Source organism: Isoptericola sp. Y581 (assembly GCF_059445475.1).
In genome coordinates this window covers 367,292-383,160 of the sequence record NZ_JCAIUK010000004.1, presented here as the reverse complement: position 1 = coordinate 383,160, position 15,869 = coordinate 367,292, and the positions used below count along the sequence as shown (strand labels likewise).

At 71.5% G+C, this 15,869-nt stretch carries 15 protein-coding genes; 11 read left to right on the top strand and 4 right to left on the bottom strand.

The genetic code is table 11. The features are described from left to right. The first annotated feature begins 56 nt into the window (after positions 1-56). From AC1C2W_RS10370 to AC1C2W_RS10350, 5 genes are read left to right on the top strand one after another with little or no spacing between them, the layout of a single operon-like run. Positions 57-587, top strand: a complete 531-nt coding sequence (locus AC1C2W_RS10370) for a MaoC family dehydratase (RefSeq protein WP_495388785.1) — start codon at positions 57-59, stop codon at positions 585-587. Then, positions 584-1,552 (top strand): HpcH/HpaI aldolase/citrate lyase family protein, encoded by a 969-nt coding sequence (locus AC1C2W_RS10365; RefSeq protein ID WP_495388784.1) that lies wholly within the window; start codon positions 584-586, stop codon positions 1,550-1,552. Before AC1C2W_RS10370 ends, AC1C2W_RS10365 begins: the two co-directional genes overlap by 4 nt. Then, on the top strand, positions 1,549-2,364 hold the full coding sequence (locus tag AC1C2W_RS10360; RefSeq protein ID WP_495388783.1) for a CoA transferase subunit A: 816 nt from the start codon (positions 1,549-1,551) through the stop codon (positions 2,362-2,364). The genes AC1C2W_RS10365 and AC1C2W_RS10360 overlap by 4 nt, the downstream gene beginning before the upstream one ends. After that, positions 2,361-3,113, top strand: a complete 753-nt coding sequence (locus AC1C2W_RS10355; RefSeq protein WP_495413044.1) for a 3-oxoacid CoA-transferase subunit B — start codon at positions 2,361-2,363, stop codon at positions 3,111-3,113. Before AC1C2W_RS10360 ends, AC1C2W_RS10355 begins: the two co-directional genes overlap by 4 nt. After that, positions 3,110-4,285, top strand: coding sequence for an acetyl-CoA C-acyltransferase (locus AC1C2W_RS10350; RefSeq protein WP_495413043.1), 1,176 nt, complete (start codon positions 3,110-3,112; stop codon positions 4,283-4,285). The genes AC1C2W_RS10355 and AC1C2W_RS10350 overlap by 4 nt, the downstream gene beginning before the upstream one ends. A 9-nt stretch (positions 4,286-4,294) precedes the next feature. Here AC1C2W_RS10350 and AC1C2W_RS10345 read toward each other — a convergent pair whose 3' ends face one another. Next, positions 4,295-4,735 (bottom strand): anthrone oxygenase family protein, encoded by a 441-nt coding sequence (locus AC1C2W_RS10345; protein WP_495388780.1) that lies wholly within the window; start codon positions 4,733-4,735, stop codon positions 4,295-4,297. 88 nt (positions 4,736-4,823) lie between these two features. Here AC1C2W_RS10345 and AC1C2W_RS10340 point away from each other — a divergent pair, with 88 nt between their 5' ends. Continuing rightward, on the top strand, positions 4,824-5,411 hold the full coding sequence (locus AC1C2W_RS10340; RefSeq protein WP_495413042.1) for a TetR/AcrR family transcriptional regulator: 588 nt from the start codon (positions 4,824-4,826) through the stop codon (positions 5,409-5,411). A 138-nt stretch (positions 5,412-5,549) separates the two neighbouring features. Here the strand turns inward: AC1C2W_RS10340 and AC1C2W_RS10335 are convergent, their stop codons facing one another. Beyond that, positions 5,550-11,399, bottom strand: coding sequence for a GH92 family glycosyl hydrolase (locus AC1C2W_RS10335; protein WP_495413041.1), 5,850 nt, complete (start codon positions 11,397-11,399; stop codon positions 5,550-5,552). A 305-nt stretch (positions 11,400-11,704) separates the two neighbouring features. Between AC1C2W_RS10335 and AC1C2W_RS10330 the strand changes: the two genes are divergently transcribed. The 5 genes from AC1C2W_RS10330 (at position 11,705) to AC1C2W_RS10310 (ending at position 14,530) form a co-directional block, all read left to right on the top strand. After that, positions 11,705-12,436, top strand: a complete 732-nt coding sequence (locus tag AC1C2W_RS10330) for a ThuA domain-containing protein (RefSeq protein WP_495413040.1) — start codon at positions 11,705-11,707, stop codon at positions 12,434-12,436. A gap of 3 nt (positions 12,437-12,439) precedes the next feature. Next, on the top strand, positions 12,440-12,637 hold the full coding sequence (locus AC1C2W_RS10325) for a hypothetical protein (protein WP_495413039.1): 198 nt from the start codon (positions 12,440-12,442) through the stop codon (positions 12,635-12,637). A 31-nt stretch (positions 12,638-12,668) separates the two neighbouring features. Then, on the top strand, positions 12,669-13,061 hold the full coding sequence (locus AC1C2W_RS10320) for a VOC family protein (RefSeq protein WP_495413038.1): 393 nt from the start codon (positions 12,669-12,671) through the stop codon (positions 13,059-13,061). Between the two features lie 72 nt (positions 13,062-13,133). After that, positions 13,134-13,376 carry a transcriptional regulator gene (locus tag AC1C2W_RS10315; protein ID WP_495388774.1) on the top strand — a complete coding sequence of 81 codons (243 nt, stop codon included), beginning with the start codon at positions 13,134-13,136 and terminating at the stop codon, positions 13,374-13,376. 602 nt (positions 13,377-13,978) lie between these two features. Beyond that, positions 13,979-14,530 carry a DUF2599 domain-containing protein gene (locus tag AC1C2W_RS10310; protein ID WP_495388772.1) on the top strand — a complete coding sequence of 184 codons (552 nt, stop codon included), beginning with the start codon at positions 13,979-13,981 and terminating at the stop codon, positions 14,528-14,530. On the opposite strand, the gene AC1C2W_RS10305 is transcribed toward AC1C2W_RS10310, so the two are convergent. Both AC1C2W_RS10305 and AC1C2W_RS10300 read right to left on the bottom strand, forming a co-directional pair. Continuing rightward, entirely contained in the window at positions 14,451-14,957 is a 507-nt protein-coding gene (locus tag AC1C2W_RS10305) for a PA14 domain-containing protein (protein WP_495413037.1), read from the bottom strand. The genes AC1C2W_RS10310 and AC1C2W_RS10305 overlap by 80 nt on opposite strands. Positions 14,958-15,190: 233 nt before the next feature. Then, complete coding sequence (locus AC1C2W_RS10300; RefSeq protein WP_495413036.1) at positions 15,191-15,862, bottom strand: AIM24 family protein; 672 nt, start codon at positions 15,860-15,862, stop codon at positions 15,191-15,193. Positions 15,863-15,869: the final 7 nt, after the last annotated feature.

Here is a 15,869-nt window from a genome sequence, read left to right as displayed (position 1 = left end):
CGACGGCCGTCATAGCGGTGTCAACCGCCTGTTCGGCACGGGGAGGGAAGGGCGCGATGCGTGACGAGGTGCAGCGCGGGCTGTACTCCGACGAGCTGGAGCCGGACGTGCGGTACGTGCACCGGCCGGGGCGCACGATGACGGAGGCGGACGACGTGCTGTTCACGTCCGTCACGATGAACCCGCAGGGGCTGCACCTGGACGCGGCGTGGGCGGCGACGCAGCCGTTCGGCAAACCGCTGGTGAACTCGATGCTCACGCTGGCCACGCTGGTGGGGCTGTCGGTGGCGCACCTGACGCGCGGCACGATCGTGGCGAACCTCGGCTTCACGGACGTGGCGTTCCCGCACCCGATGTTCCACGGCGACACCCTGTACGGCGAGACGACGATGACGGACCGGCGGCCGTCGCGCTCGCGGCCGGGCACCGGCGTCGTCACGTTCGAGCACGTGGGGCGCAACCAGGACGGCGAGGTCGTCGCCCGCGCCGTGCGCACGGTGCTGATGTGGACGCGCGAGGGTCACGAGGCGCACGAGAGCGAGCGCACCAGTGACGGTGCTGGGACCGACGTCCGGAGGGGGACATGAACCCCCTCCCCTTCGCCCTCGGTCCGGCGCTGCTGTTCTGCCCGGCCGACCGGCCCGACCGATATGCCAAGGCCCTGGACCGCGCGGACGCGGCGATCCTGGACCTCGAGGACGCGGTCGCGGCGGGGCGCAAGGACGCGGCCCGCGCGGCCCTGGTGGAACAGTCACTCGATCCCGACCGTGTGATCGTGCGGGTGAACGCCGTCGGCACGCCCGACCACGACGCGGACCTCGCCGCCCTCGCGCACACGCCCTACCGCACGGTGATGCTGCCCAAGGCGGACGGCCGGTTCGTCGGCCCACTGGTGGGGCCCGACGGCCGCCCGTACGCCGTCGTCGCCCTGTGCGAGACGGCGGCGGGTGTGCTCGCCGCACCGGCGCTCGCGGCCCGGCCCGACGTCGTCGCGCTCGCGTGGGGGGCGGAGGACCTGGTCGCGTCGCTGCACGGCACGTCGAGCCGGGGAGCGGACGGCCGGTACCGGGACGTCGCGCGGCACGCCCGGTCCGCGGTGCTGCTGGCGGCGGGCGCGGCCGGCAAGGCGGCGATCGACGCCGTCCACCTCGAGCTGGACGACCTGGCGGGCCTGCGCGACGAGGCCGAGGACGCCGCGGCGAGCGGGTTCGCCGCCTCGCTGTGCGTGCACCCGAGCCACGTGCCGGTGGTGCGCGCGGCCTTCGCGCCGTCGGAGGCCGAGATCGAGCGGGCGCGCGAGGTGCTCGCCGCCGCGGCTGGTCAGGCGGAAGCGTTCGAGTGGCTGCCGGGCGTCGGCGGCGCCGGCGCGTTCACCGGCGCGGGCGTGCTCACGGTGGGCGGGCAGATGGTGGACGCCCCGCTGCTGCGACACGCCGAGGCGGTGCTGCGCCGCGCGGAACGGGTCGGCCAGCACCAAGGTGATCCCGACAGCGCCGCGGTCGGAAGTACTGTCGTCGGAAGTACTGTCGAGGAGAATGGGGGACCACGATGACGACACGGCTGCAGCCCAGCGCCGTGGCCGCGCTGGAGGGCCTGCTGCACGACGGCATGACGATCGCCGTCGGCGGGTTCGGCCTGAGCGGCAATCCGAACGACCTCATCGAGGCGGTGCGCGACTCCGGGGTGAAGGACCTGACGATCGTGTCCAACAACATGGGCGTGGACGGCAAGGGGCTCGGGATCCTGCTGGAGAACGACCAGGTGCGCAGGGTGTTGGCCTCGTACGTGGGGGAGAACAAGCTGTTCGCGCAGCAGTACCTGGACGGCGAGCTCGAGGTCGAGTTCGTGCCGCAGGGCACGCTCGCCGAGCGCCTGCGGGCGGGCGGTGCGGGCATCCCCGCCTTCTACACCCCGACGGGCGTGGGCACACCCGTGGCCGAGGGCAAGCCCGTGGACGAGATCGACGGCCGTCGGTACGTGCTGGAGCGGGCGATCGTGGCCGATCTGTCGCTGGTGCACGCCCGGCGGGCCGACCGGTTCGGCAACCTCGTCTACCGGTACACGGCACGCAACTTCAACCCCGTGATCGCGACGGCGGGGCGCGTGACGGTGGTCGAGGCGGAGGAGATCACGGACGAGCCGATCGACCCGGACGTCGTGGTGACTCCCGGCATCTACACGAACCGCCTGGTGCTGGCGCGCGAGCGGGTCAAGGACATCGAGCAGCGCACGGTGCGCCCGCTGGCTGAGCCTGTCGAGACCACCCCGCCGGTTGAGCCTGTCGAAACCCGGGTTTCGACAGGCTCAACCAGCGAAGGGGTTTCGACCAGCGCAACCGGCGTAGAGCATGGAGGTGCGGCATGACCTGGACGCGCGACCAGATGGCCGCGGTCGCCGCGGCCGAGCTGCGCGACGGCGACTACGTCAACCTGGGCATCGGCATCCCGACGCTGGTGGCGAACCACCTGCCGCCCGGCGTCGGGATCACGCTGCAGAGCGAGAACGGCCTGCTCGGCATCGGGCCGTTCCCGGTGGAGGGCGAGGAGGACGCGGACCTCATCAACGCGGGCAAGCAGACGGTCACCGCGATGCCGGGCGCGAGCTTCTTCGACGCGGCCGACTCGTTCGCGATGATCCGCGGCGGGCACGTGGACATCGCGATCCTGGGGGCGTTGCAGGTGTCTGCCACCGGCGACCTCGCGAGCTGGACCGTGCCCGGCAAGCTCGTCAAGGGGATGGGCGGCGCGATGGACCTCGTGGTCGGCGCCCGGCGCATCGTCGCGCTCATGGACCACGTGGCCCGCGACGGCACGCCCAAGCTGCGCGGCCGCTGCACCCTGCCGCTGACGGGGGAGGGCGTGGTCGACCGGGTCGTCACCGACCGGGCCGTGCTGGACGTGACGGACCACGGGCTCGAGGCCGTGTTCGTGCTCCGGCGGCTCGCGCCCGGCGTCACCGTCGACGAGGTGCGCGAGGCCACCGAGGGGGAGCTGGTCGTGGAGCTGGAGGAGTCCGTCCTGCCGGTCGAGCCTGTCGAGACCAGGGTTTCGACCCTTCGACAGGCTCAGGACGGCGCAAGCTCAACCATCGACCGAGGGGAGCAGTCATCATGAGCGTGATCGTGGGGTACCGCCGCACGCCGTTCGTCCGCTCGAACGGCGCGTTCGCCGCAGTGCCGGCCACCGCGCTGGGCGCGCACGCGCTCGCCGGGGCGCTGGCGGCGGCGGGCGTCGAGCCGGGCGAGGTGGACGTCGTGATCGGCGGTCAGGTGCTGCAGGGCGGCGCCGGGCAGAATCCGGCCCGGCAGGCGGGCGTCGGGGCGGGGGTGCCGATGACGGCGCCGGCCGTGACGCTCAACGCCGTCTGCCTGTCCGGGGCGGAGGCGGTGGTGCAGGCGCACCGGCTGATCGCGGGCGGCGAGGCGCAGGTGGTGGCCGTGGTGGGCATGGAGTCGATGACGCTGGCCCCGCACGCGTGGGTGGGCTCGCGGGCCGGGCAGAAGTTCGGCCCGGTGGAGCTGATCGACACGATGACGCACGACGGCCTCACCGACGCGTTCGAGCGCGACTCGATGGGGCTGAGCACCGAGCGGCACGGGGAGAGCATGGCCGCCGCCGCGTGGAACACGCGCGAGGCGCAGGACGCCCTGGCCGCGGCCTCGCACACGCGGGCGGCGAAGGCGGCCGAGCTGCTGGCCGAGGAGATCGTGCCGTTCGAGGTGCCGGGGCGCCGCGGGTCGGTGACCGTGGACGCCGACGACGGCGTGCGGCCCGACTCGACCCTCGAGGGCCTGGGCCGCCTGCGCCCGGCGTTCCGCCCCGAGGGCACGATCACCGCGGGGAACGCGTCGCAGATCTCGGACGGCGCCGCGGCGCTGGTGCTCGTCGCGGACGAGGTGGCCGCCGCGCGCGGCCTGACCGGCGTGCGGGTGCGGGGGCACGCGCTGGTCGCGGGGCCGGACGTGGGCCTGCACGCGCAGCCGGCCAACGCGATCACCGCGGCCTGCGAGCGGGCCGGCCTGGCGCCCCGCGACCTCGCCGCCGTCGAGATCAACGAGGCGTTCGCCGCCGTGGTGCTCGCGTCGGCGGACATGCTCGGGCTCGACCCGGAGCTGGTCAACGCCCATGGCGGGGCCATCGCGCTGGGGCACCCGATCGGGGCGTCCGGAGCACGGGTCGTGGGGCACCTGGCCCGGCGGCTGCAGGAGGTCGGGCCCGGGTCCGTGGGCGTCGCCGCGTTGTGCGGCGGCGGCGGTCAGGGGTCGGCGGTGCTGCTGGAGGCGTGAGCGCGGCCGTCACCGCGCGGCGGCGACGGTCGCCAGCACGAACGCGGCGACGATCAGGGCGAGGCGCACCAGGTGCAGGCGGTCCCACCGGCTCTTCTGCTCCTGGTAGTCGGCAGGCGCGGTCTCGGGCGTCACGTTCTTCGACCGGTTGTTGATCGGGACCAGCAGCGCGACGGACAGCACCACGCTGACGAGCATCAGCCCGACGGCGGTCCAGGCGGGGGCCGCGGCGTCGGGCCTGACGAGCGCGGTGCCGGCGACCAGGAGCGTCGAGCCGATGTACCAGAACGGCATGAGGCGGCCGAGCATCCGGCCACCGTGGGCGCGGGCGAGGATCCCGGCGTCCTCGGGCAGGCCCTCGAAGATCGGGTTCATCACGAACGCGACCGACAGCTCCACCCCCACCATCAGCCCGACGACCACGACCGCGACGATCGGCAACCATTCCATGACCGGCTCCTCCGCTGTCTAGCGCCGCTAGATCTAGCGGCGCTTGAGAACGTATCAGAGATGCGCTAGCAGTGCTAGGGTCGATGTCATGCCGACCCCCGCCGCAGCACGCCGAGCCCGTCAGCTCGAGGAACGCCGGGACCGGATCGTCGCCGCCGCCCGGCACCTCGCCGAGGAGCAGGGCTGGGAGGCCGTGACGACCCGGCGCCTCGCGGACGCGATCGAGTACAGCCAGCCCGTGCTGTACGGGCACTTCCCGCAGGGCAGGACGGAGATCGTCACCGCCGTCGCGCTCGCCGGCTTCGAGGAGTTCGCGGCGGCGCTGAGCGCGTCGGCGCTCGGCCCCGAGGCGTCCGACGCCGAGCGGGTCCGGGCGCTCGTGACCGCCTACGTCGACTTCGCCGACCGCCACCCGGCCACCTACGACGCCATGTTCCTGCTGCCCGTCGTGGTCCCGTTCGCGTCGGACGAGACCCCGGCGGTCATGCGCGAGGGGTTCGAGGCGATCGCGAGCATGCTGCGCAGCCTCGACCCCCCGGTCGCGGACGTCGGGACGACGGCGGAGGTGCTCTGGGGCGCCGTGCACGGCCTCGTCACGCTGCACCGGGCCGACCGGCTCTCGGCCGGGAACCAGGAGGAACGGGTCGAGACGCTCGTGCGTCTCTTCGCCCGCTGACCGTCGGGCGTGCCGAGATAGAGAAGCTGAACCCGCGAGATAGAGAAGCTCGGACGAGGCCGCACGTGTGCGACCTCGTCCGAGCTTCTCTATCTCGCGGGTTCAGCTTCTCTATCTCGGCCCATCAACCCCGGCGGGTTACTCCGCCGGCAGGTTCGCCAGCAGGGCGCTCAGCCCGCTCGCCTGGGTGCGCCAGTCGAACACGTTGGCCTTCTCCGTGCCGTTGCCGCCGGCCCAGCGCAGGCCGAGGCGGTCCTCGCCGTTGCGGTCGTGCGCCCACACGGACGCCGCCTGACGGTCGACGAACTCCTGGTACGGGTGGTCGTCCACGGCATCGTTGAGGTCACCCAGGTACCGCATGAAGATGCCCTTGAACTGCTTCTGGTTGTCGTCGCACGTGCCCTTGGCGTCGCACGACTCCGTGAGCACCCCGTCGGTCACCAGCTCCGGCGCCGTGGTGCCGGCGTCGGCCAGCCCGCGCACCGTGTCGAGGACGTCTGCGTCGCCGGTGGCCCGGTACAGCTCCAGGCCGCCGCCCAGGAACAGGCCCTGGTTGTAGCTCCAGACCGTCCCGCCGTTGTTCTCGCAGTCGGCGGTGAGGCCGTCGTTCACCAGGCCGTCGGAGTTGATCATGCCGCTGGACGTGAGCCAGTCCCAGCCCTCCTGCGAGCGGTCGAGCCACTGCGTGTCACCGTCGATGCGGTGATGCAGCTCGGCCGTCAGGCGCACCCAGAGCCCGTTGGTGATGGCGTTCTTGTAGGTGCGCTCGTGGTCCCACCACACGCCGCCGCCGCAGGTGCTCGTGTCCCAGTACCCGTGCACGAACTCACCGATGGTCTCGGCCATGTCCAGGTACTTCTGGTCGCCGGTGAGGTCGTACGCCTGGATCCAGGCCAGGCCCCACCACTCCGAGTCGTCGATCGCCCGGCTGGTGAAGTTGCCCCAGAGCTCGTCGCCAGAGAGCTCGCCGGCAGGGAACGCTCCCTTGTTGCGCTCGAAGGTGCGGTCCACCTGCGGCAGGTAGCTGGTGTCGCCGGTGCGCTGCATGTACTCGATGACGGTCTCCGTCGCGACGGCGGAGTTCCACCACGACGACGGCCACCACGCCTTGTCGGTGTCGTAGTCGCTCATGAGCACCTCGGCGGCGCGGGTCGCCCGCACCGCCGACGGCGGCGACTCGATCAGGGCGTCGACGAGTGGCAGCAGCGCCGCCTTCGCGAGCCTGCTCACCTTCTTCTCCTTCGCTGTGTCGATGGCGGACCGCATGTCGGCCAGCGCCTCCGCGAGCGGGGCCGAGTGGCTCCCGTCCGCGGCGTCCTGCGCCTGGTCGACGAGGCCCAGGAGGGTGCGCGAGACGCCCTTGGCGACGTCCCCGCTGCGGGTCAGGTCGCCGACCTGCGCCCGGATCTGGTCGAGGCCCTCGCCGGCCCCGACCCACAGCGACACGACCAGCTCGAGGTCCTCGCGGACCCGGTCGGGGAGCCGCTTGCTCGGCATCGCGTCCATCGCGGCCTTGAGGGCCCGCACCTGGGCGCGCACCCCGTCGGTGTCCCCGGCGTCCTCCGCCTCCTGGGCGGCGTCGAGGATCTCGCCGAGCTCCCGCGCGGTGCGCGCGGGGATCTCGCGGTCGTGCCTGGCCTCGTCGACGACCTCGGAGATCTCCGCGACGAGCGGCTGGTGCGCCAGCAGCTCCAGCTCGGACAGCGAGGTGGCTGCGTCCTGAGACTTCGTCACGACGAGCCGGTAGTGCCCGTAGATCCCCGGGTCCGCCACGGAGAAGGCTCGCGTCTGCTGACGCTCGGCGAACTTCTGCCCGCGACGGGTATCGAGGGTGACCCAGCGCTTGCCGTCGGACGAGCCCTGCAGCTTCCACGCCTTCGGGTCGCCGCCCTTCTCGTCCCCCGACGTGAGCGTGTACATCGTCGCCCGGGCCGGGGGTCCGGACAGCTTGTACGCCACGGTGGGCTTCGGCGACGTGAACGTCGTCGACGTGCCGGACGTGTCGTCGAACAGCCGCTCGGCCTTGGCGACGTCGTCGTCCGTGCTCGCCTTGCCGGCCTTCGGGCCGGTGACGTCGGTGAGCGGGTCGGGCACCTTGTCGCCCTGCGTGATCGACGGCGTCACGTCGTCCTCGCCGGTACCCCAGGCCGACGGCTGGGGGCCCATGGCGAACTCGATGGTGCCGCCCCGGGTGAGCTGCTCGTGCGTGAGCGACGTCGAGCTCTGCGGCTCGCCGTTCACCGTGACGCCCTGGACGTAGACGTTCGTGGCGCTGTTCTCGGGCGCGTCGATCACCAGGTCCTTGCCGTCGGCGAGGTGGATGGTGGCCTTGGTGAACAGCGGTGAGCCGATGGCGTACGTCGGGCTGCCCACCTGCAGCGGGTAGAACCCGAGGGAGCTGAAGACCTGCCAGCCCGACATCTCCCCGTTGTCCTCGTCGCCAGGGTAGCCCTGGCCGATGTCGCTGCCGACGAAGCCACGCGCGAGCGCCTCGCGGACGATCGCCTGCGTCTTCGACGGCTGGCCGGTGGCGTTGTACAGGTACGGGATGTGGTGCGAGACCTGGTTGCTCAGGCCCCACTGGCCCATGCGGACGGCCTTGGCCTCGCGCATCTCGTGGATGACGCCGCCGTAGGCGCCCGGGAACTGCGCCGTCTCGGGCGTCGCGAAGAACTCGTCGAGCTTGTCGGCGAGCTGCCCGCGGCCGCCGTACAGGTTGGCCAGACCCTGGCCGTCCTGGACGGCGTGGAACGCGAAGTTCCAGCCGTCGGTCTCGGTGAACGGGCTGCCCCAGTCGCGCGGGTCGAAGTCCGCCGCCGACTGCTCCCAGCTGCCGTCGGCGTCCTTGGCCCGGAAGAACCCGGTCTCGGGGTCGAAGAGCTTGACGTAGTTCTGTGCGCGGTTGAGGTAGTACTCGTGGTTGTCCGCGTACTCCTGGTGGCGCGGGTCGGACGCGTCGGAGGAGTCCAGCAGCTTCTTCGACATCGTGGCGATGCCGTAGTCGTTGAGGTAGTCCTCCAGCGACCACGACACGCTCTCGTGGGTCTCCGCCGGGGTGTACCCGAGGAACGTCGCCTGCTCCTGGCCCTTGCGGCCCACGTGCTCGTTCGGCGGCGCCACGGACGCGTTCTTCAGCGCCGCGTCGTACGCCCGCTGCACGTCGATGCCGTCACCGTCCGCGCCGACGACCCCCTTGACGTACGCGTCCGCGAACGACACGTCCGAGCTGGTGCCGGTCATGGAGTTCGCGTAGCCCGGGGCGGACCAGCGCGACACCCAGCCGCCGTCGGCGTACTGCTGGGTGAACCCGTCGACCATCTCCGCGGCGTCGCCCGGGTAGAGCAGCGAGTACGCCGGCCACGCGGTGCGATAGGTGTCCCAGAAGCCGTTGTTGACGTAGACCTTGCCGTCGACGATCTCCGCCCCGGTCTTCGTGGCCGTGGTGCCCTCCGGCGCGGGGTCGAGGTCGGAGCTGGACTGGTCGACGTGCTGCCACTCCGGCTCGGCCGCGGTGCCCACGTTCTCGTGCCCGGAGTTCGGGTAGAGGTTCAGGCGGTAGAGGTTGGAGTACAGCGTGGTGAGCTGGTCCTCGCTCGCGCCCTCGACGTCGATCACGCCGAGCTTGGCGTCCCACAGGTCCTGCGCGCGGTCGCGCACGGACTCGAAGGTGTCGTCGCCGGCGATCTCGAGCGCGAGGTTGCGCTTCGCCTGCTCGACGCCGATCAGCGACGTCGCGATCCGCATCTCGACCGTCCTGCTCTGGGACGTGTCGAACTTCAGGTAGCCCGCGACGTCGTCGCGGCTGCCGGGGGAGAGCTTGTCGCCGGCGGTGGCGGGGCGGTCGAACGCGGCGTAGACGTACATCCGCTTGAGGCCGTTGCTCTGGCCGCTCGCGACGTCGGTGTAGCCCGACAGGGTGCCCGCCTCCGGGTCGAGGGTCAGCCCACCCTCGTTGCTGACGTTGTCGAACAGCACGTTCGACTCGTCGCCGGTGAACGTGAACCGGAACATCGCGGCGTGGTCGGTCGGCGTGATCTCGGTCTTCATGCCGTCGTCGAAGGTGACGCCGTAGTAGTGCGCGCGCGCCACCTCGTTGTCGTGGCTGAAGGTCTGCGCCCGGACGTCGCGGGCCGCGTCGGGAACGCCCTGGGCGGCCGACGGCATCACCTGGAACGTCTGCCTGTCGGCGATCCACGGGCTGGGCTCGTGGCTCAGGTTGAACGACTGGATCGTGGGCCGGTTCTGGCCGTCGTTGTTCCGCTGGTACTGGTACAGCCAGTTGCTGGCCCCGGCGTCGGTCGACGGCGTCCAGAAGTTGAAGCCGTGCGGCACCGCCGTGGCGGGGAAGTTGTTGCCGCGCGAGAAGTCCCCGCTGGAGTTGGTGCCGCGCGTCGTGACCACGTGGTCGGACGGGCGCGCGGAGGTGTTGGCCTCGGGGGCCGCGCCGATCTCGACGTCGTCGATCCAGCCGCTGAAGTCGGCCGGGCCGGCGTCCTTGTCGTAGCCGAGCAGGACGCGGTCGACCGTCTTGCCCGCGGCCACCTGGCCCAGGTTCGCGCGGACGGCGTTCCACTGGTTGGTGTACAGCACCTTCGCGTCGCCCTGGCCCTGCGGGCTCAGGCCGAAGCCGTGCTGGTCGGTGGCCCCGAGGTCGCTCAGGTACGTGCCGTCGGTGAACGCGAGGTCGACGGCGACGTGGGTGCTCGCGTACGACTGGTCCTTCTCCGACGCCTCGGGGAAGAGCGCGTACGACAGCTGCGTGTCGTCGCCCACGGGCACGTCGACGTCGAGCACGCGGTTGTCCGCGTACCCGCGGTCCTCGGCGGTCTGGCTCCCCGCGTAGCGCAGGGCGTGCACGCCGGTCCAGCCCGCCTCGGTCTTCGCCGCGTACGCGCTGGACGGCCCGGAGCCGAGCGTCGTCGCCATCGGCGTGGGCTCGACGGCCTCTCCGGACAGCAGCCACTCGGCGAGCTGGGTGCCGTCGGCGCCGGAGTTCTCGGTGATCTTCAGCCGGTAGAAGCGGAGCTCCTGCGGCTCGTCGACGGAGTACTGCCGGGTCTCGAGCCGCTCGGCGAAGCCCTGGTTGCGGCGGGTGTCGAGCGTGGTCCAGCTCTCGCCGTCCTTCGACCCCTCCAGCTTCCAGGCGCGCGGGTCCCGCTCGGGGGCGTCGCCCGCGGAGGCCAGCGCGTAGGTGGCGACGGGCACCGCCTTTTTCATCTCGTACGTCACGGTGGCGGTCGTGTCACCCGCGAGCCACTTGGTGCTGACGTCGCCGTCGGCGAGGTTGGCGGCCGCCTCGTCGGGGGCGTTCTCGGCGCTGGCGCTGACCTTCGTCACGGAGTCGGTGACGTCGCCCGGGAAAGTGATCTCGCCGGGCTGGAGGCGCTGCACCGTGGCGTCGGCGATCATGACGTCGACGGAGCCCGCCGAGTGCGTGCGCACCTGGAACTGGGGTCGGCCGCCGCCGTCGCCCGGGCGGGCGAGGTCGACCGTGACGGTCTGCGGGTCGGCGGTGAGCGCGACCTCCTCCCCGCCGACGTCCTTGCTGCCGCCGTAGACGTTGAGGAAGACCGTACCGCTGCCGCTCAGCGTCACCTGCGCGCGCAGCGGGGTGCCGCGCACCAGGTCGGGCATCGGCACCTGCACCCACGTCTCGCCGGCGGCCTCCATGGCCCAGTGCATGGCATCGTCGTCGTCCGCCGTGGTCGGCTCAAGGGTGCCTGGCACCTCGCCGACGCCGTTCTGGAACGGCCCCTCCCAGTTGAGCTCGTCGGTGCGGCCCTCCAGCAGGTTGTCGCCGGTCGGGGTGCTGGGGCCGCGCTCCAGCACGGTGGTGCCCGTGACCCCGGACGAGCGCGGGCCGTCGGGCCCCTGCTCGGTCTCGCTGTCCCAGGTGGGCTGCGGGTCGTCGGGTTCGAAGGAGGTGGCGAAGGTGCCGCCGGCGGCGGGGGCCGAGGGCGCGGCCGCCGCGGCGCCGATCCCCGTCACGCCGATCCCGGTCACGCCGAGTGCGAGGGCCAGCGTGGAGGAGACGGCGCGCCGGAGGCGGCGGGGCGGCGGGGCGCCGGGTGGCGCGGGCGGTCGGTGGATCGGACGCAAACGCGTCGGACGAGAAGGCATCGTTGACCTCACGGTTCGGGGGCGGGCCGGGGCCCACCAGATCGACTGCATCGTCGTGCGCCGGTTAGCCCATCACAGATTGACAGCGCTGCCAATGGATAGTTCAGATATGTGTTTTCACCCGCTCGGGAGCGGCTCCTCCCGGCGGCCGAGGCATGGGCCAGGATGGGGCCGTGAGCTCACCCGACGACGCGCCCGAGCCCGTTCGCATCCTCGTCTTGGCCGGCCGCGGCCGGCACGAGGACCCCTGGCACGACCACGCCGCGACCTCGCACCGCCTCGCGCAGGTGCTGTCCGGCCTCGACCTCGGCTCGGGGGCGCCCGACGTCGTCGTGCGCAGCACCTTCCCCGACGCGCTCGACGGCGCCGACGGCTTGGACGACGTCGACCTGCTGGTCGTCAACGCCGGCAGCGCCTGGCCCGGGTTCCGGGAGGCCGGGATCGGCCCGGACGACGCGGCGTGGGCGCCGTTCCACGACCGCCTCGACGCGTGGGCGCGGGCCGGCGGCCGGATCCTCGCCGTGCACCAGGCGGCGAACGCCTTCGGCGACCGGCCGGCATGGGAGGAGGTGCTCGGCGGGCGCTGGGTGCCGGGGGCCTCGATGCACCCGCCGCTCGGCTCGGCCACCGTGTCCCTCGCCGTCGGCGCGCACCCGATCACCGAGGGCCTCGGCGCCGTCGAGGTCGTCGACGAGCGGTACTGCCGCCTGCGCGTGGCGCCGTCGTCGCAGGTGCTGGGCTGGGTGACCGACGACGACGGCGAGCGCCATCCCGCCGTCTGGGTCGCGACCGCGCACGGCGGCCGCACCGTGTTCAGCGCGCTGGGTCACGACGGCCGCGCCTACGACTCCCCGTCGCACGCGGACCTGCTGCGCCGGGCCGCGACCTGGCTGCTGGAGGGCTGACGCGTGCGCGTGCTCGGCGTAGGGGCGCTGTTCCTGGTGGCGTTGGTCGCGGCCACGTATGCGATCGAGGGCCTGGCACCGGACATCTCGCCGCTCGGCCGGTTCGCCGTGATGCTTCCGATCTTCGTCGGAGGAGGGCTCTCCGTTCGCGCGGCCGCGGAGCGGCGCCGTCGGGAACGGTCCCGAGACAAAGTATCTTGACGTCGAGATACTTCGACGGCGAGGGGGAGCGATGCGGCTGCACCACGTGCAGGTGGCGTGCCCGGCGGGCGGTGAGGACGCGGCGCGCGCGTTCTACGGTGACGGGCTGGGGCTGACGGAGGTGCCGAAGCCGCCAGAGCTGGCCGGCCGCGGCGGCTGCTGGTTCCGCGGGTACGACGACGCCGGCGCGATGGTCGCGGAGATCCACGTCGGCGTGGAGGACCCGTTTGCCCCGGCCCGCAAGGCGCACCCGGCACTGCTGGTCGACGACGTCGCCGACCTCGACGCGACGGCCGACCGGCTCGAGTCCGCGGGCTTCGTCGTCGACCGGACCGAACGGGAGACGTTCCCCGGGTACCTGCGGTTCCACACCCGTGACGGCGCGGGCAACCGCGTCGAGGTGCTGACCCCGCGTCGCGTGTGAGCGACGAGGGGCGGCCGGGCCGGAGCCCGGCCGCCCCTCGCTGTTCTGACTACTCAGGATGCTCGTCACCCGTTGGCGGACCTCGACGAGAGGGTTCACGAACGCGGCCGCCTCGGGATCCTCGCGATTCTCAACGAGACGAAGGAGGCGGACTTCACACACCTGAAGAGGGCTCTCTGGCTGAGCGATGGGAACCTGGGTCGCCACCTTGAGGTCCTTGTCGAGGCGGGCCACGTGACGTTGCGCATAGGTTCCGACGGGCACCGCATCCGCACCTGGGTGCGCATCACCGCGAAGGGCCGGCGAGAGAGTTGAGGTCAGAAGTGGAGTTGCTCCGCCAGCTGATTCGACCGCCGAACGCTAGATGCCCCCACGCACTTGGGACCGGAACGCGAGAGCATCCCGCCGCGTAGCCACGAGGTACTCTCGCGCAAAAAGAATCACGCAGCGCCGTTGGCACCGACCAGGCCCGGCGTGGGGGCGAGACGGGCCCGTCGCGTTGAAATCGCGAACAGGACGGCCGCGACGACGAGGAGCGGACCGAGAACGAACCCGGCGATCTCGGCCGGCAAGAGCCCCGACGTCGGGAGCCCCTCGTCCGCGCGGACGCCCTCGGTAGAGCCCGTGTATGCACCGGCGGCGAAGAGTGCTACGCCCGCAACCCCGACAAGCCAGTACGTCGCTGAACGGCAACGCTCGGGCCTTTGTGCCCGCAACCACCCCTGGGAGAGCCGGTGAGTCGCAGTCCCCGAACGGCCGCCGTCATCGCTGCTACCGCCCTCGTCGCCGTCTCCACGGCTACGGGCGCTTCGGCGAGCGAACCTGCACCTCACGAGACCTTTCGATCAGCCCAAGCGACGGCTGTGAACGTCGAATCCTAGTCAGCGGCAGTTGCCGATGTTGCTGGCTACGACGGTGTGCAGGTCCACGCCGAAGTGAACGCAGCCGACGAAGCCGTCACCGCGACGTTCGACCTCCAAGGAGGGCGTTTCATCGATGGCAACGATGGCGGAATCGTTGCCCTCGATGGAAACGAGGATTACCTGTTCGTGGTTCTTCCCGAGGTTGTCGACGCCTCAGGCGAGCCGGTTGATGCTTCGGTGCAGGCAACCGGTGAGACTGTCGCGGTGGATCTGGGTGCGTTGGATGAGGCCGCCTACCCCCTGGATGTGAGCGTGATGGCGGTTTCGGACCTCATCGCGAAGGTCACCAAGGTGAGCACGACGCAGGGTGCAAGGTTCAAGGTCCAGCCCTCTGCGTACGGCCGCGCCGCTCCGACCCTGATTCACAACCAGTGGGGCTGGCCGGAGGCCAAGCGTAAGGGCGTCTGGAACTACGCGAGCATGCAGCAGCAGTACGTCTGCCACCCGATGTCGGCAGTCGCTCGGGTCAAGAGCACCTGGAACCTTGAGAGTTGGCGACCGGTCGTGTCGGCCGCGACGCTCGTGAAGACAGCCTGCAACCCGTAGCAGCAGCCACCGCACGGCGACAGGTACATACGGCAGTACCCCCGCCGCGGAATGCTCCGGGGGTGCTGCTATGCATCTGCGCAGCCCGCCAAGGCGCGACTCCCATGACGGCGCACCTGACGACTTCAGCCGAACTCTTGCGGAGTTCGGCTTCGTTCACGTTCTCAACCCCGTGCTTGCGCAGCACACGCGCGAAGGCACGGGCCTCGGCCTCAGGCGTTGACTCACGGGCCGCCGACGGTTCGCCTCCGCATCCGCCTTCTTGAGGCCCTGGGTCGATGGCTGGCTCGTCGTCGAGGAACAGCCGGAATCCGTTGTCGCCCACGGCGTAGAACGTGTAGTCGCCCGACGTGGCCGCCGTGAGCGTGCCGGTCCAGCGCGCCGTGGTGTGTTCCGTCTGCCCCGTGAAGGACTCGTAGGCCGGCACCAGGTTCGGCTGGACGATGTCGAGGTCGAGGGCGTCGCCCCCAAGCTCGTGGAAGTCGTGCGCGCCAGGGGCGGACGTCGAGAAGTACTCGCCCTTGAGTCGTGGACCTCGATCGGATCGTCGTTCGCCTGGGCCGCGGGGACGGCAATACGTCCGTAGGCGTTACGGAAGCATGAAGTGCCCGAAGCGACAAGTGGTGCGGCGCGCGATGCCCACGCGCCGCACCCCGCCGGTCACTGCTGGTTCGGCACGGGGTGGCCCTCGGAGGCCTGCACGACGACGATCCCGTCGCCGGTCAGCCCCAGCTGGTACGCCTCGCCGGAGCCGCGGCCGATGACGGCGCCCATCTTCGCCGTCTTGCGCACGGTGCTGGTGAGCGACGTCGACCAGAGCACCACGCTCTGCATGTCGACGTACGTCGGCTCGTCGACCTGGAGCACCACCGGGGTGCCGTAGGCGGTGACGGCGAGCGCGCCGGAGCCGGTGAACGTGGTGTTGAACAGCCCGCCGCTGAGCATCGAGGCGCCCTGGACCCGGTTGATGTCCCAGGTGAGCGTGCTCTCGAACGCGAGGATGTTGCCGCCCGAGACGGTGACGCTCTCGTTCTCGAGGTACAGCACGAACACCTCGTCGGCGTCCTGGGCCAGGAAGACGTCGCCGCTGCCGGAGACCTTCATCAGCGACATCCCCTCGCCGGTGAACGCCTTCTTGAACAGCTTGGTCATGCCGCCGGCGCCCTCGTAGGCGAAGTCGACGTCGCCCTGGTAGGCCACCATCGAGCCCTGCTTGGCGAAGAAGAACCCGCCGGAGCCGGCGAGGTCCACCTTGACCATCCGGGGGTTGACGAGCTGGAAGCTACCGGGCTCGCCCTGCGGCTCGGTCAGGGTCATCAGGCTGCTGCGCATGGCTCCC

Coding starts and splice junctions, on each gene's coding strand:
- AC1C2W_RS10370 (WP_495388785.1), top strand. CDS start 57: ATGCGTGACGAGGTGCAGCGCGGGCTGTACTCCGACGAGCTGGAGCCG.
- AC1C2W_RS10365 (WP_495388784.1), top strand. CDS start 584: ATGAACCCCCTCCCCTTCGCCCTCGGTCCGGCGCTGCTGTTCTGCCCG.
- AC1C2W_RS10360 (WP_495388783.1), top strand. CDS start 1,549: ATGACGACACGGCTGCAGCCCAGCGCCGTGGCCGCGCTGGAGGGCCTG.
- AC1C2W_RS10355 (WP_495413044.1), top strand. CDS start 2,361: ATGACCTGGACGCGCGACCAGATGGCCGCGGTCGCCGCGGCCGAGCTG.
- AC1C2W_RS10350 (WP_495413043.1), top strand. CDS start 3,110: ATGAGCGTGATCGTGGGGTACCGCCGCACGCCGTTCGTCCGCTCGAAC.
- AC1C2W_RS10345 (WP_495388780.1), bottom strand. CDS start 4,735: ATGGAATGGTTGCCGATCGTCGCGGTCGTGGTCGTCGGGCTGATGGTG.
- AC1C2W_RS10340 (WP_495413042.1), top strand. CDS start 4,824: ATGCCGACCCCCGCCGCAGCACGCCGAGCCCGTCAGCTCGAGGAACGC.
- AC1C2W_RS10320 (WP_495413038.1), top strand. CDS start 12,669: ATGCGGCTGCACCACGTGCAGGTGGCGTGCCCGGCGGGCGGTGAGGAC.
- AC1C2W_RS10300 (WP_495413036.1), bottom strand. CDS start 15,862: ATGCGCAGCAGCCTGATGACCCTGACCGAGCCGCAGGGCGAGCCCGGT.